The organism is Candidatus Tisiphia endosymbiont of Myopa tessellatipennis (assembly GCF_964031105.1).
Lineage (GTDB): Bacteria > Pseudomonadota > Alphaproteobacteria > Rickettsiales > Rickettsiaceae > Tisiphia.
In genome coordinates this window covers 302,937-318,031 of the sequence record NZ_OZ035005.1, presented here as the reverse complement: position 1 = coordinate 318,031, position 15,095 = coordinate 302,937, and the positions used below count along the sequence as shown (strand labels likewise).

Sequence of the window (15,095 nt, the reverse complement as noted above, 5' to 3'; positions counted from 1 at the left end):
AAAATATCATTTACATGACTACAAATCTTATGGCAAAATCCTTATAAACCTTATTCTTTAGGTGTTTTAAGCACTTTTTCGTCTAGAAGATGAGTAGCGAGAACATATCACGCATTGAATAAAGACCGGCTGGTTTATCAAATAACCAAATGGCAGCCTGAATTGCACCATCAGCAAAGGATTCTTTACTTAATGCTTGATGTTTTATACTAAGAACTTGGTTATTACCTAAAAATAACACTTCATGTTCCCCATGTACCTGTCCTCCCCTAATAGAACTAATACCAATTTCATCAGGCTGTCTTTGACCTTTTTGACTACGATCAAATACTGCATATTCATCAAAATCTAAATTTCTAGCCTTAGCTACAGCCTTACCCAACATTATAGCTGTACCAGAAGGGGCGTCTTTCTTCATACGATGGTGACAATCTAGAATCTCTATATCGTAAGTATTATCTAGAGTTTTTGCTGCCTTTTCTGCCAGTACTGTAAGTAAGTTCGCACCTAAACTCATATTAGCTGAATATAATATAGCCAAGCTTTTGGAAGCTGCGTTTAAGTGATCAAGCTGATATTGAGTTAGGCCAGTAGTGCCAATCACTAATTTATTGTTGTAGCTAATAGCATAATCAAGTAATTTTTCTAATATTTCACTGCTAGAAAAGTCGATAATTACATCAGAATTCTGACAAAACTTAGCAAGATCATCTATGCTATTTTTTCTAGTAAATGTTGTAGAAAGTGTACAAGCATTAAATCCATTCATTCTTTGAATTATCATCTGCCCCATTTTACCAGTTGCACCACAAACACCTATACAAACAGTCATTTTAATCCTCTATATTGTCTTAAACAATGTACTAGAGGGTTTAAGTTACTGTTCACTATAGTATTTATCACCTCACCAATCAGTATAACATGATCTCCTGCTTCATATTGACTAAACTTGTTGCATTCAATATGGCAAACTGCTCCCTCAATCAAAGGACAATTAGTAGTACACCCTAAATTATACGAAATACCCGCAAATTTATCAGTGTTAAACTTAGAAAAATGCCTAGAAATATCTTCTTGATCCTCAGCTAGAATACTAACAGCAAAATACTCGCTACTAGTAAAAGCACTCATGCTAAAAGCTTGTTTATCAAGACAAAACGATACCAAAGGTGGTAACAAAGAAACTGAGGTAAAGGAATCTGCAGTAAAACCAAATAGCTTATTATTGTATAAAGTAGTGATAATAGTAACCCCTGTAGGAAAAGTACTAAGAGCTTGTTTAAATCGTTCGGAATTCACTGTTGAAGCCATCTTTTAGTAATACGGCTAATTGTTCCATCTTCTGTCAATTCAACAATAGCTTTATTAACACTCTCAATAAGTTTAGAATTTTTTGGCATAGCGATAGCTAGTTCAGATGAAAACTCTGTTAAACTGAAGCTAGCAAGATCAGGATTATTCTCAATAAATTTCTTAGATTGGGATGCCTCTAGTACCACCGCATCTATAACTTTTGACTTTAACTCTTCGACTAGCATTAAATTATTTGATAAATAATTTATTCTAATATTAAACTGCTTAGCTAAATCCTGAACTATTACCGCCCATGTTGTACCAAGTTGTACACCCACAGCTTTATTATCCAAATCTCCAGTATTCTTTAAATTATCTGCTGATCTATACAATATTGACACATTCGTTGATACATAAGGAACTGAGAAGCTAATATGTTTTTTACGCTCTTCGGTTACTGATAACCCAGCTATCACTATATCAACATTCTCAGTAGTCAAGGATGCAAGTAAACCATTAAAATCAAAATTTTTAATTATAACTTTTTTCCCTATTTGTTCTCCTATAGCATTAATAATATCAATATCAAATCCTACTATTTGACCATTTTGGATAAATTCGTAAGGGGGGTTATCTGCAGAAGTTGCAACTATTAAATTTTGTTCCTTAGATTGATTATCACAACCAGTCATCAAAAAGGAACAACATATAACAAGGAAGAATAGCTTTATTAGTTTCATAAAAATCAAATAACTGTTTTAATTAATCTGAGTTACCCGAATTTGGGATAAGAGTTGACTAATTCTTATCCCAAATTCGCGTGAGTTCGATGTAATAATTATCCTTCTATACTGGGTATAATGCCTACGCGGGAATGACATCGAGGGAATTAGAATCGAACTCATGTTAATTGATTATCGCACTTCTTATAAGTATATACAATAGACTTTTTTAAAATTTGCCCTTTACATCCTATTATAATTGTTGTAGCATAAAATTGCTGATTTTGTAGCTATAGTAATAAACGTGATTTAGAATAGAGGTTGCGGACTCGGGGGCGGTACCCGACGCTTCCACCAAATTAAGTTGTGATAGAAGGATACTACAGGTTTTATCCATAAGCTTTCATGGGGGCGAAATAGGATCGACGTGCTTAATAAAAAAATTATCTTTACTCGGTATAATTCCGCCGGACCTTGTGTCGTTGGGTTAAAAAAAAGAAACGCAAATGATAATGAACGTTTCGTAGGAACTACAGCACTAGCTGCTTAGTCCTACGCGGTTGGGGGCTTAACCGGGCAACAGAAAAAGCCCCGCTAGAATTTTATCTTGCATAACTAGAGATATACTAAACCTCATGTGAATAAGGCTTGAACTAAGACTATTAAAATTTTGTTCAGCCTATAGCTAACCTGAAAAGGTTTTAGTTATAATGTGACCTAGCTAGAAGCTATGTCATTCCCGTTTTTAGCTAGGAATGACATCAAGGTTGTTACTATGGATCAAACATTTTCGGATTAGCTATATCGAGTTTTGTGTTATTTTCTTTGTTTAGTTTATAACTATGAAGACCCCATATCAACAATTTCTTAACGAATGTATGTTGGAATTTGTAAAAAAGATTCTTTCAAAAATTCGTACCGATAAGTTGCAGCTGAATCAACTCTTGTATATTTCTTACAAAACTGATAATCCTGCCGTAGTTTTATCTTCTAGGATAAAAGAGCGTTATCCCAAAGAAATAACTATAGTAATACAATATCAATTTGAAGATTTAACTGTAGGGCTCAATGGCTTTTCTGTAACAATTAGTTTTGATGGTATCAAAGAAACTATCTATGTACCATTTGATTCGCTTATCAGCTTTGTTGATCCTAATAATGGTTACAGCCTAAAGTTTAAGTTAGAAACAATCAAATCTAATGAATTGCCTAACGAGAAGAAAAGAGAAACAATTAAGGTGTCTAGCGATTCTAAAAGTAAATCTAATTCAGCAGATAATATAATAGTTTTGGACAAATTTCGGAAACCCAGTAAACCCGTATAACGCGAATTTGAGATAAGAATTTGTCAATTCTTATCCCAAATCGGTGAAATTATAGAAACAATCAGATTTGAGACGTCTCTGCATATGATTGTTAAGTTTATAAGATAGCTTTTTGCATAATATCATTAAGTCTTTTTGCAAATCCGCCAGTATTATTGACTGGCTCACCTTCTACAATACAGGCTTGGTCATACATTAATCTAACCAATTCTTCATTAGCATAGTCCTTATTATTTGAGATTACATCAGCGTTAATTTTCTCAATAATTTTATGCTTAGGGTTTAGCTCAAGTATTTTAGCAGATGCTGCTATTAATTGTTTTTGTTCAATTAAGAATCTTTCCATACGAATATCCATAGCTCCGTCTCCAACGGCGAGACAAGCTGGGCTTGAAGTAAGTTTTTTAGAAATCCTTACATCTTTTACTAAATCACCTAATATTTCTTTAAAATATTCCGTTAATTTTATATATTCATCATTTTCGTCTTTTACATCTTCTATTTTCTGCTCAGATTTCTCTAAATCAATATCACTTCTAGTAACTGATTTAATGGCATAACCCTTGTAGCTACTATTGACATTAACCCAAAAATCATCAACTGTATCAGTAAAAAGAAGTACATCTATGTTTTTACTTAAAAATCCTTCTATTTGAGGACTAGAAAGTAATTTTGCTGGATCATCACCACTAAGATAATATATAGTGTCTTGCCCTTCTTTAAAGTTGCTAATATAGTCATCAAGACTAATCATCTTATTTAAAAGGCTACTGCTAAATATACATGTCTCAAGTAATTTGTCATGATCACTAGTTGCTTCACACAGTCCTTCTTTTAAAGCAGCTCCAAAATTGGACCAAAATTTGCTGTATTCCTCTATAGACTCGTCTTTTTTCTTTTTAAGTTCACTCAAGACTCTTTTAGTTATAGCTGCTTTAATCTTTTCTAAAGTACTATTATGCTGCAAAGATTCACGACTAATATTTAGAGGTAAATCTTCTGAATCTACTACTCCTCTTAAAAATCTTAGGTAAGAAGGTATTAAATCTATATTTTCATCAGAAATAAAAACTCTTTTGATGTATAATTTTACTCTTCTCTTACGGTCAGGGTGGAATAAATCAAAAGTCTTGGTTGACGGAATAAATAATAAATTAGTAAATTCAACTGTACCCTCATTTTTATTATGAATAGTTAACCAAGGGTCATCAAGCGAATAAGACAGAGTTTTATAAAATTCTTTATATTGCTCAAAAGTCAAATCAGACTTAGGTCTTGTCCACAATGCTGAAGCTGAATTAAGCTGTATTTCATTAGCAGTTGACTCATCAATAAAATATATAGGTATGGCTATATGATCAGAATAACTTTTAACTATATGCTTCAATCTAAAATGATCAATATAACTATCTTCATCTTGCTTGACATGAATAACCACCTCAGTTCCCCTTGTAAAATCATGGTCTAGATCATCTACAGTATATTCTCCAAGACCATCTGACTGCCAAACATAAGCTTTTGTTTCTCCTGCTTTTCTTGAGGTAACGGTGATGCTATCGGCAATCATAAAAGCTGAATAAAACCCAACCCCGAACTGTCCTATTAACATACTGTCTTTTTTAGCATCTCCAGACAGATTGTTTAAGAAATTTCCTGTACCAGACCTTGCGATAGTTCCTAGATTATCAATCAAATCTTCTCGGTTCATACCAATACCGTTATCTCTAACAATAATCTGCCTTTTATCTTTATCAATTCTGACGGTAATTTTAAAGTGAGGATCATCTGCAATAAGCTTTGCGTCACTTTGTAATAAATATCTTAATCTATCACAAGCATCAGAAGAATTAGATATTAATTCACGCATAAAAATCTCTTTATTACTATAAAGAGAGTGAATCATTAAGTTTAAAATCTTACCAACTTCAGCGTCAAACTTCTTTTTTTCTTGGGTCATGTAAGTCCTATAAAATACTATACTTCAATGTTATTAGTTATGTATATAATGCTTTAAATGTAAATTTAAATAGTCTAATTCAATATTTTTTATTGCTAAGAGTTTTATACTATTAGTGTGACCTAATATTATCTCAAAATTATTTTTACAAATTTTCCATTCTTTGGATAGAAAATTGACAATAGCATCGTTAGCCTTACCATCCTTTGGAACTGCTTTTATAGATAATTTTAGATGATATTGATTATTAATTATGACAAACTCACTTATCTTATTTGTCTTTGCGTTAGCTTTAACCTTAAGAGCAATAATGGCTAATTTCTTATTGGGGTTATAGTTAAAAATCTTACTCATATACTGCATTATCAACTTATTTTATAGTCCCATTATATTATCTATTCTTTCCCAAGGAAAATCTTGATCTTCCCGTCCAAAATGCCCATATGATGCTGTTTTAAGATAAATTGGATTATATAAAGATAGTTTTTTTATAATACCGCTTGGGCTTAAATCATAATTATTCTTTATTAATTCAATTATTGCTGATTCACTCATTTTGCTAGTTCCAAACGTTTCAATACTTATAGACACTGGCTGGGCAACTCCAATAGCATAAGAAATTTGAATTTCACAACGCTGTGCAACACCTGCTGCTACAATATTTTTTGCTATATATCTTGCTGCATAAGATGCAGATCTATCGATTTTTGTTGGATCCTTACCAAAAAAGCATCCGCCACCGTGGCGTGCTATTCCGCCGTAAGTGTCAACTATTATTTTTCTTCCTGTAAGTCCACAGTCTCCTAAAGGTCCTCCAATTACGAACCTTCCTGTTGGATTCACAAGATATTTAGTATTTTTATCAATCCATTCATCTGGTAACACAGGCTTAATGATTTCTTCAATTACTGCTTCTACTAAATCAGCATGAGAAATATCAGGGTGATGCTGCGTAGAAAGCACAACGGTGTCTATACCAACTGGTTTATTCTCAACATATTTAAAAGTGACTTGGCTTTTAGCATCTAGTCTTAACCAAGGCAAGATGCCCTTTTTTCTGAGTTCAGCTTGTCTCATAACTAATTTATGAGCATAGATAATTGGTGCAGGCATAAATGTAGGAGTCTCATTCGTTGCGTACCCAAACACCAAACCTTGATCACCAGCACCTATTTCATGATCTTCACGATTATCTACACCTAATGCAATATCCGGAGATTGATTGCTTATTGAAGTAATCACACTACAAGAGTCTGCGTCAAAACCTATATCAGAGCTAGTATAGCCTATATCTCTTATAATATTGCGTACTATTTGATCAATGTTAACCTAAGCATCTGTTGTAATTTCTCCAGCTATAAATACTAGTCCAGTCTTTATAAGTGTTTCGCATGCTACCCGGCTCTTTTTTGGATCCTCCTTAAGAATTGCATCCAGTATAGAATCTGAAATTTGGTCAGCCATCTTATCTGGATGTCCCTCAGAGACAGACTCAGAAGTAAATAAATGATAATTCTTCATAATATTATTTCCTAAATTTAGTATTGAGCATTAAGGAGTTATAGAGTATGTATTACAAATTGTGAAGTTTAAGTATATAATGGACTGGAAAAATTAGATAAAAAAGCAGGTAGTTTTGCTTATGTTTATATTAACTGTTGATTATGACGTTTAAATTGCCTTGTTGTTTATCAACTATTCATTTGCAAGGAGTATATATTTTTTTATGAATTTGTTTATTACTATTTTAATTATGGAGGTTTTATGCGGAGCAGAGGTAGATTTATTTGTCCCTAGTTTTCCAGATTTACAAGATACCTTTAATCTTTCTACTTTTAAGGTAGAATTTTTATTAGGAATAAATCTCATAGCCCACTGTGTTACTTCTCTGATTGTAGGAAATTTAGGGGACAGGTTTGGCAGGAAGTTAATTATCATTATAGGTCTTATAATATTTATTATTGGTAGTAGCTTTTGTACTTTTGCCCCCAATTATTACGTGTTACTATTTGGTAGATTTCTGCAAGGGGTAGGTATATCTGGGGTAGCAGTATTAGGCTATGTAGTACTGGCTGATTTATATTCGGTTAAACAACAACAAAAAATGGCGGGAACTTTAAATGGTGCAATTACTTTAGCCATGGCTTTTGCACCGGTAGTAGGAAGTTATGTAAATTTTTTGCTTAGTTGGCGAGGTAATTTTGCTATACTGTTAATATTCGGGATATTTTGTTTGATAACAGGCCTATTATTTATTCCCAAAGGGCAGATAAATTATAATATTAACATATCTTTAAAAGGCTATAGCGTAGTATTTAAATCTAGAAAAGCTGTCTATCATATAGTAACCATGCTTTTTATTATGCAGGGTTATTGGGTTTTTATTGCTATCTCTCCCATTTTGTACATGCGAGATTTAGGAGTGTCTATTCAGCAGTTTGGTTTTTATCAGGGAGCAATGGCTGCAGTATTCTCGGCTGTAAGTTTTAGCAGTGGTTATTTATTGAAGAATTTTGGACAAAAAAAATGTTTTTTCTTTAGTATTTTAGCACTTGTAGCTTTTATAATTGCCGCTATAGTTTTGGTGATATGCAAGACTAATGACCCATTAACTATAACAATAGTAACACAATTAGTGGCTATTGGCATGATATTCCCTTGTAATATTTTATGGCCTTTGGCATTAGAGAGTATACCAAATGCTAAAGGCAGGATTACTGCTATATTGGTATCAGGAAGATTGATTGTTACCGCATTATGTTTGCAGCTAGTTAGTTATTTTTATCAGGGTACTTTTAAGCAATTAGCAATTGTTATGTGCATCACTATAGTTATAGCATTGATTGGTTGTTATAAATTATTGCAAGTAGATAGAATATTTGATGAACCTAAATAAATGATAAAAGATAATTTTATTCTAAAAGTAGCAGATCGATATTTTAGAGCTAAGAAGAATGAGCGATTTGTTTCTATTATTGCTGGTGTTTCTTTGATGGGTGTAACTATCGGTGTTGCTGCATTGATAGTGGTTATGTCCGTTATGAACGGTTTTCATTATGAACTGACTAAAAACATTATTGGTCTTAATGGTGACATTAGCATAACACCAGTATCACGTTCTATCGCAAATTATGATGAAATTAACAAAAAATTAATTAGTCAGAATTATATAAAACATATTTCTCCAAGCATTGTCGGTCAAGCTCTTGCACTAGGTAAAAGAATGAATAGTGGTGCTATAATTAAAGGTATAGATTTAACTGAACTCAAATATAAAAATCAAATTTTACAGAATGTTAATACTGGAGATTTTACCGATTTTTTTGGTACAGATGTGGTAGCAGTTGGTAATGAACTTGCTCGTAACCTAGGAGTTCAAGCAGGTGCAAAAATAAAATTAATTTCTCCCAATTCAATTTCTACTGCTTTTGGTAGTATGCCTAGATCTAAAGAATTCAGGGTTGTGGCTACTTTCACTAGCGGTATGTATGATTATGATTCAGCAACTATTTTAATGCCACTTATTGCTGCCCAAAATTTTCTGTCTTTCAAGGAAGTTATTAATCTAATTGAGGTAACAACCATAGAACCGAATAAAGCAGAAAATTTTGCTTGGGAGATACAAAATCTTTTAGGATTAAGGTTAAAAGTAACAAGTTGGCAGAAATCACATTTACAGTTTCTAAATGCTTTAGCTGTTGAAAGGATAGCAATGTTTACTATTCTCTCTTTGATTATTATGGTAGCAGCCTTTAACATCGTGTCTAGCTTATTTATGTTAGTTAAAGACAAGACTTCGGATATTGCAGTACTGCGTACTATTGGTGCAAGTACTAGGCAGATTATGCTTATTTTTATTTGTAATGGCATGTTTATAGGTTTGCTCGGTACGATTTTAGGTATCATATTGGGTACAAGCTTTGCTTATAATATCCAGTCTATTAGAAATATCTTGGAGAAAGTAACTGGTACTAAAATTTTTGAAGCAGCGATTTATTTTTTATATACTCTACCATCAGAGGTAAGATTAGAAGATGTTATATTAGTATCAACTATCTCTATAGTTCTATGTTTTTGTGCAACAATTTATCCTTCATATAAAGCTGCTAAGTTGAATCCTGTGGATGCCTTGCGTTATGAATAAAGCCGTATTAATGTTAAAAAATATTTCTAAGAAATATAAGCAGGGAAAATCTATTATTGAAGTATTAAGTAATGTTAACTTAACTGTAATGCAAGGAGAACTAGTTGCCATAATAGGCTCTTCTGGTAGCGGTAAATCAACTTTACTGCATATAGCTGGTCTACTTGATACCCCAAATAGTGGAGAGGTGCAGATAGAGTCAACAAACTATTGCCAAAATCACGCTCATATAATAAGACTGCGTAATATAGGTTTTGTCTATCAACAACATCATTTACTCAAAGATTTTACTGCCTTAGAGAATGTAGCAATGCCAAAATTAATTGCTGGTGATAGTTATAAATTAGCTCTGAAGAAGGCAGAAGAGCTATTAGCAGAGTTAGGGCTAGCTAATAAAATACATAATATGCCGGGTGAGCTATCTGGCGGTGAGCAACAAAGAGTAGCTATTGCTCGTAGCCTAATTAATAATCCTCAAATTATTTTAGCTGATGAACCTACTGGGAATCTAGATCCTAATACTGCTAATGAGGTTTTTAACTTATTACTTAAAACTGCCAAACAACAAAATACCTCTATTATTGTGGTAACTCATAATCATGAAATGGCACATAAGATGCATAGAGTGTATGAATTGCAGTATGGAGAGCTGAAATAGGCGGTAAATAAATTGATGAATCAAATACTTGATTTTTATAGATATAAGATTACCATTGAATATTTAGGAACTGCTTTTGTTGGTTGGCAGAGACAGTGTAATGCTATATCTATTCAACAAATACTGGAAGATGGGATCTACAAATTTACCGGTGAAAAAGCCGTAATTTACGGAGCTGGCAGGACTGATGCAGGGGTTCATGCTTTAGGGCAAGTAGCACATTTCGATTTAGTGAAATATATGCAACCCTATAAAGTTATGCAGGCTATCAACTATTTTGTAAGATCTCATAATATAGGGGTAGTTGATTGTGTTCTAGTCGACGGAGATTTTCATGCAAGATTTTCTGCTGTAGAACGTCATTATGTATATAGAATTATTAATAGGCCTAGTCAAGTTATAATAGATTTAAATCGTGCTTGGTGGATAAAACAACCTCTTGATGTTGAAGCAATGAAATATGGAGCTTTCTATCTCATAGGAAATCATGATTTTAGCTCATTTAGAGGTAAATATTGCCAAGCAAAGTCACCTATAAAAACCTTATCTAAGTTAGTTATTACACAAGAAAACAACGATATAAAAATATATGTTTCTGCTCGATCTTTTTTACATCATATGGTTCGAAATATTGTTGGTAGTTTAGTATTAGTTGGACGTAATATATGGCAGGCAGGTGATATACAAAAAGCTTTGGATGCTAAAAAAAGAGAGGCAGCAGGTATAAAAGCTCCAGCATGTGGGTTGTATTTTCTTAGAGTTGACTATTAACTTATGTATGGAGCTTCTGTAAAATGCAAGAAAAAAATAACGTCAATAGCAAAAAAGCAAATGCAGTCATGTATCCGGCTTATAGCAAAGTGAATTTTATTAATATTTTCAATAATACAGATAAAATTTACTCTACAGCCCTGATGGAATTCGCTGGCTTACAATTGCTTTGCTTACGCTCGCAATGACGCTGTGGTATAGGTATTTGTAAACTTTCAACAGTTGTGGACATCCCCCCTAATGGCGATGATTACTTGAGCTTACTATTAATTTATTACGTAAAACTGAGGTTAATTTATGTTAAAAATCTTTGAACAATATAAGTCTCATCCATTTGCTAAATATTTTCTGATTTTGTTTGGTGTAATAGTCGTTTACCTAGCTTATCATATTTATATTTGGAGTCATACAGAATCGACTGATAATGCGTATATTGAGGCTGACATATCCAGCGTTAGCTCTGAGATTAGTGGAGTGATTAAAAATGTATTTATTTCAGATAATATGAGAGTAAAAAAAGGTGATCTTATTGCTGAGATCGATGATCAGGATTATAAGTCACGTCTTGCTTCACTGGAAGCTTCTATTAAGGCATCTATTAAAAATATAGAAATCATAGAACAAAAGACTTTAATAGCTCAAATTAGTTTAGAGCTTTGTCAAGAGGTTGTTGATTCTGCTAGTACTAATTTGGAGATTAACTCAGTTGATTATATAAGAACTCAAGAGCTTAACAAAGAGAAATTTGCTAGTAAAAAAACATTAGATGAATCTAAAATGTCTTTTACTAAAGCAAAGACTGATTATAATCAGGCAAAGTTAAACTTGCAAATTGCACAGCAGAACTTACTACTTTTAGCTTTACAGAAAACTGCTGAGGAAGAAAAAATGAAAGGGTTACTGGAAGATAAAAATATAGTAGCTAGAAGTTTAGTAAATACCCAAATTATAGCCCCAGTTGACGGAATAGTAGCAAATAGTAGCTTGCAGGTAGGTAATTTTATTAATCTAGGGAGAGTATTATTTTTTGTTGTGCAGGATGAACAAATGTATGTGAAAGCTAATTTTAAAGAGACGCAAATTGCAAAATTGCAACCAAAGCAAAAAGTTAAATTACAGTTTGATTCTTTACCAAAAAAGATCATATACGGCAGAATACGTAATATATCACCAGCTACCGGCTCAAAATTTAGTCTAATTCCGACTGATAATGCAACTGGTAATTTTACTAAGATTGTTCAACGGATTCCTGTGCTAATAGATTTTGAGACTCCTAAAGATATTACTAGTAATTTGATACTAGGAATGTCTGCTATAGTTTCGGTCAGGACTAATTAACCCCAATTCGTATGATTATTCGAGTATACCTCAATTAACCTGAATTCGATGTAACAAGTTACATCGAATTCAGTATTATATATAGAAACAATCAGGTTTGAAGCTGCTGCCCACCTGATTGTTAAAATATAATACTCCATTCAATATGTGATTTTAATAATTAAAATCACATATTGAATGATGAAAAAAGTTAAAATGCACCCGCGTCAGCCGCTTCAAGAGTGCATTTTTCCTTATAACAAAGCCAGTTCGATATAAGAATTAATAATTCTTATATCGAACTGAGGTTCAATTAATTAATTTTTTGCTCTACGACTAAACCAGCTTTGCAAATAAGTTTCTGCAATATCGCTATTCTCTATTAATAAGACGTTTTCGGCATTTCTATTATCAGCTGCATTGGTAAAATTAAAGCTACCAGTAATCACCTTACTTTTATCAATGATCATAACTTTGTTGTGAGCAATACCTGGTACTTTATCTATTGAGACATCAATACCAGCCCGTTTTAATTCATGCATTTTAGAATATCTATCGTGTAAGTTACTACGATCCAATAATACCCTTATTTGAACACCGTTTTGCTTAGCTTTAATTAGTTGATCCACTATATTTTGCGAAGTTAAACCAAATGCTTGAACATAAATGCTATCCTTAGCCTTGGATATTTCTTTTGCTATTAATGATCCGCAGCCGGATGGTGGGGTAAAACAAACATTTAAATTATCAGTTTCGGTATGAAAACTATGCCAAGAAGCTGTTTCTCGTACTTCATTATATCCTATCCCGGTAGTAATGCCGAGTAAGAACGATATTATTACGGGTAGATTAAGCTTTTTAGGTAGTTTTTTCATTTTCTTATACTATGCCGAAACCGAGGCCTTAGCACCCTTTAATTTTTGGAAATCGTCACCAGCATGATAAGAAGAACGGGTTAATGGACTGGCGGAAACCATCAAAAACCCTTTAACCCTTGCTACTCTTTCAAAATATTTAAATTCTTCTGGGGGAACATATCTAGCAACTACTGCATGGTTTTTGGTTGGCTGTAAATATTGTCCTATAGTTAGAAAATCAACTTTAGCTTCCCTTAAATCGTCCATTACTTGCATAATTTCATCGTTTGTTTCTCCAAGACCAACCATCATACCTGATTTAGTAAAAATATCAGAGTCTAATTTTTTTACGTTATGCAAAAGACTTAATGAATTATAGTATCTCGCTCCTGGTCTGATAGTTTTGTATAGAGAAGGCACTGTCTCTACATTATGATTATAAACGTCAGGTTTTGCTAATACCACTATTTCAGCTGCCCCATCTTTCTTAAGAAAATCTGGGGTTAGAACTTCAATTGTGGTATTAGGTGCAACTAATCTTATTTCCTTTATACAATTGGCAAAATGCTCAGCCCCACCATCATCTAAGTCATCTCGATCAACTGAAGTAATTACCACATGTTCAAGCCCTAATTTCATTACGGCTTGTGCTAGTCTCTGTGGCTCGTGAGGATCGAGTAAATCGGGACGACCAGTTTTAACATTACAAAATCTACAAGCACGAGTACAGACAGATCCTAAAATCATAACTGTAGCATGTTTTTTTGCCCAACATTCCCCTATATTAGGGCAAGCAGCTTCTTGACAGACTGTATTTAATTTTAAACTCTCAATTAGTTTTCTTGTATCATGATATTGATATGAATTTGGTGCTTTAACCTTTATCCAATCAGGTCTTTTAAGGGTTTGAGCTTCTTCTATCTTGATTATGTTTGACATATAATCCTACTTTGTTTATGGCCTGCTTTTTTATGAGTTTTATATTCAAATCATTTGAGTATATCATTAAACAAAATTTTTTATTGGTAGTTTAACTATATCTGTAAGGCTAGTGCTGTTATCACAGTTGTAAGATAATTTGGGTTCAATAGGAATCTTACAGATTAAGGGTATATTATATTCTTTGGCAAAATTTTCTCCACTATTACCGTTAAATATCTGAATTGTCTTTCCCGAACTTGGTTCAACTAGATAGCTCATATTTTCTATAATACCTAAAATTGGTAGGTTAAATTTTCTATATAAATCAATCGATCTAACGACGTCTATTGCAGCCATTTTTTGTGGAGTAGTTACTATTATTACTCCGTCTAGTTGGTAATTTTCTAAAATACTTAAGTGAATATCACCAGTACCAGGGGGCATGTCAATAATTAAATAATCTAACTCCTGCCAATGGGTGAGAGATAATAGTTGATAAATGGTCTTGCTAGCCATTGGACCACGCCAAACAATGGCTGAATTATCCTTAATAAGAAATCCGATAGAAATAATTTCAATGCCTCGCGATTTTAAAGGGGTCATTTTATTATACACTATTTCAGGTACACCACTAATACCAAATATTTGTGGAATTGACGGACCATAAATATCAGCATCCACTATTCCCACCTTGTATCCTTCAAGATTTAATTGCTCCGCTATCAATGCTGTTATAGTAGATTTACCAACTCCTCCTTTACCGGATGCCACCAATATTATCTTCTTTACTCCGTCAATGAAATGTTTAACTTTTGGATTAGTTGATTTTTTAGCTACACCTTTGCTACTAGTTAAAACTATAGTTATTTTCCCAATATTAGGTATTTCATTTAATTTATTAATAGCTTTAATTTTTATTTCATCGATTTCCTTGGAATCTTTACCAAGAATATCAATGGCAAACCCAATATTTTTATCCTTAATTATAATATTAGATATAATACTGACTAATTTTGTATTGTCACTAAAAGTGATATCTGAAATTTTATTTAGTATTTGTTGCTGGTTTATATCAATCATCGTTTTTAAGTAAAATGAAGCTCTTACCGTTAATAATCTTATTTTTCAAC

Annotated in this window: 14 protein-coding genes, 1 other RNA gene and 1 pseudogene; 7 read left to right on the top strand and 9 right to left on the bottom strand. The window is 32.8% G+C overall.

Annotation, left to right across the window (positions count from 1 at the left end):
• Nucleotides 1–82 precede the first annotated feature (82 nt).
• Genes dapB through AAHN03_RS01565 form a run of 3 tightly spaced genes read right to left on the bottom strand, consistent with a single transcriptional unit; the run spans nt 83 to nt 2,033 of the window.
• Complete coding sequence (dapB, locus tag AAHN03_RS01575; protein ID WP_342278888.1) at nt 83–832, bottom strand: 4-hydroxy-tetrahydrodipicolinate reductase; 750 nt, start codon at nt 830–832, stop codon at nt 83–85.
• A complete protein-coding gene (locus AAHN03_RS01570) occupies nt 829–1,311 on the bottom strand; it encodes a flavin reductase family protein (RefSeq protein ID WP_342278887.1) in 483 nt (160 codons plus the stop codon). Before AAHN03_RS01570 ends, dapB begins: the two co-directional genes overlap by 4 nt.
• Nucleotides 1,296–2,033 carry an ABC transporter substrate-binding protein gene (locus AAHN03_RS01565; RefSeq protein WP_342278886.1) on the bottom strand — a complete coding sequence of 246 codons (738 nt, stop codon included), beginning with the start codon at nt 2,031–2,033 and terminating at the stop codon, nt 1,296–1,298. Before AAHN03_RS01565 ends, AAHN03_RS01570 begins: the two co-directional genes overlap by 16 nt.
• A gap of 220 nt (nt 2,034–2,253) precedes the next feature.
• Between AAHN03_RS01565 and ssrA the strand changes: the two genes are divergently transcribed.
• Together ssrA and AAHN03_RS01555 are read left to right on the top strand one after the other, a co-directional pair.
• Nucleotides 2,254–2,611, top strand: a transfer-messenger RNA (tmRNA) gene (gene ssrA, locus AAHN03_RS01560).
• 246 nt (nt 2,612–2,857) lie between these two features.
• Nucleotides 2,858–3,340 carry a ClpXP protease specificity-enhancing factor SspB gene (locus tag AAHN03_RS01555; protein ID WP_341762000.1) on the top strand — a complete coding sequence of 161 codons (483 nt, stop codon included), beginning with the start codon at nt 2,858–2,860 and terminating at the stop codon, nt 3,338–3,340.
• Nucleotides 3,341–3,437: 97 nt separating this feature from the next.
• On the opposite strand, the gene htpG is transcribed toward AAHN03_RS01555, so the two are convergent.
• From htpG to metK, 3 genes and pseudogenes are all read right to left on the bottom strand, one after another.
• Nucleotides 3,438–5,297 carry a molecular chaperone HtpG gene (gene htpG / locus AAHN03_RS01550; protein ID WP_342278885.1) on the bottom strand — a complete coding sequence of 620 codons (1,860 nt, stop codon included), beginning with the start codon at nt 5,295–5,297 and terminating at the stop codon, nt 3,438–3,440.
• 33 nt (nt 5,298–5,330) lie between these two features.
• Nucleotides 5,331–5,651, bottom strand: coding sequence for a DUF167 family protein (locus tag AAHN03_RS01545; protein WP_341762002.1), 321 nt, complete (start codon nt 5,649–5,651; stop codon nt 5,331–5,333).
• A 21-nt stretch (nt 5,652–5,672) separates the two neighbouring features.
• Nucleotides 5,673–6,818 (bottom strand): annotated as a pseudogene (metK, locus tag AAHN03_RS01540) (methionine adenosyltransferase).
• Between the two features lie 205 nt (nt 6,819–7,023).
• On the opposite strand from metK, the gene AAHN03_RS01535 reads away from it, so the two are divergent.
• The 5 genes from AAHN03_RS01535 to AAHN03_RS01515 all read left to right on the top strand — a co-directional run bounded on the left by AAHN03_RS01535 (nt 7,024) and on the right by AAHN03_RS01515 (nt 12,208).
• Nucleotides 7,024–8,193: an MFS transporter gene (locus tag AAHN03_RS01535; RefSeq protein WP_342278884.1), complete on the top strand. Its 1,170-nt coding sequence runs from the start codon at nt 7,024–7,026 to the stop codon at nt 8,191–8,193.
• Entirely contained in the window at nt 8,194–9,441 is a 1,248-nt protein-coding gene (locus AAHN03_RS01530; protein WP_342278883.1) for a lipoprotein-releasing ABC transporter permease subunit, read from the top strand. It abuts the gene before it with no gap.
• The gene (locus tag AAHN03_RS01525; protein ID WP_341753776.1) at nt 9,434–10,099 is read left to right on the top strand and encodes an ABC transporter ATP-binding protein; all 666 of its coding nucleotides are present in this window, start codon (nt 9,434–9,436) and stop codon (nt 10,097–10,099) included. The genes AAHN03_RS01530 and AAHN03_RS01525 overlap by 8 nt, the downstream gene beginning before the upstream one ends.
• 15 nt (nt 10,100–10,114) lie before the next feature.
• Nucleotides 10,115–10,870, top strand: coding sequence for a tRNA pseudouridine(38-40) synthase TruA (truA, locus tag AAHN03_RS01520; protein ID WP_341763058.1), 756 nt, complete (start codon nt 10,115–10,117; stop codon nt 10,868–10,870).
• Nucleotides 10,871–11,167: 297 nt separating this feature from the next.
• A complete protein-coding gene (locus AAHN03_RS01515; protein ID WP_342278882.1) occupies nt 11,168–12,208 on the top strand; it encodes an HlyD family secretion protein in 1,041 nt (346 codons plus the stop codon).
• Nucleotides 12,209–12,504: 296 nt separating this feature from the next.
• Here AAHN03_RS01515 and AAHN03_RS01510 read toward each other — a convergent pair whose 3' ends face one another.
• From AAHN03_RS01510 to AAHN03_RS01500, 3 genes are all read right to left on the bottom strand, one after another.
• Nucleotides 12,505–13,062, bottom strand: coding sequence for a phospholipase D family protein (locus AAHN03_RS01510; RefSeq protein ID WP_341762010.1), 558 nt, complete (start codon nt 13,060–13,062; stop codon nt 12,505–12,507).
• A gap of 9 nt (nt 13,063–13,071) precedes the next feature.
• Nucleotides 13,072–13,983, bottom strand: a complete 912-nt coding sequence (gene lipA / locus AAHN03_RS01505; protein WP_342278881.1) for a lipoyl synthase — start codon at nt 13,981–13,983, stop codon at nt 13,072–13,074.
• 66 nt (nt 13,984–14,049) lie between these two features.
• Nucleotides 14,050–15,045, bottom strand: coding sequence for an Mrp/NBP35 family ATP-binding protein (locus tag AAHN03_RS01500; protein ID WP_342278880.1), 996 nt, complete (start codon nt 15,043–15,045; stop codon nt 14,050–14,052).
• Nucleotides 15,046–15,095: the final 50 nt, after the last annotated feature.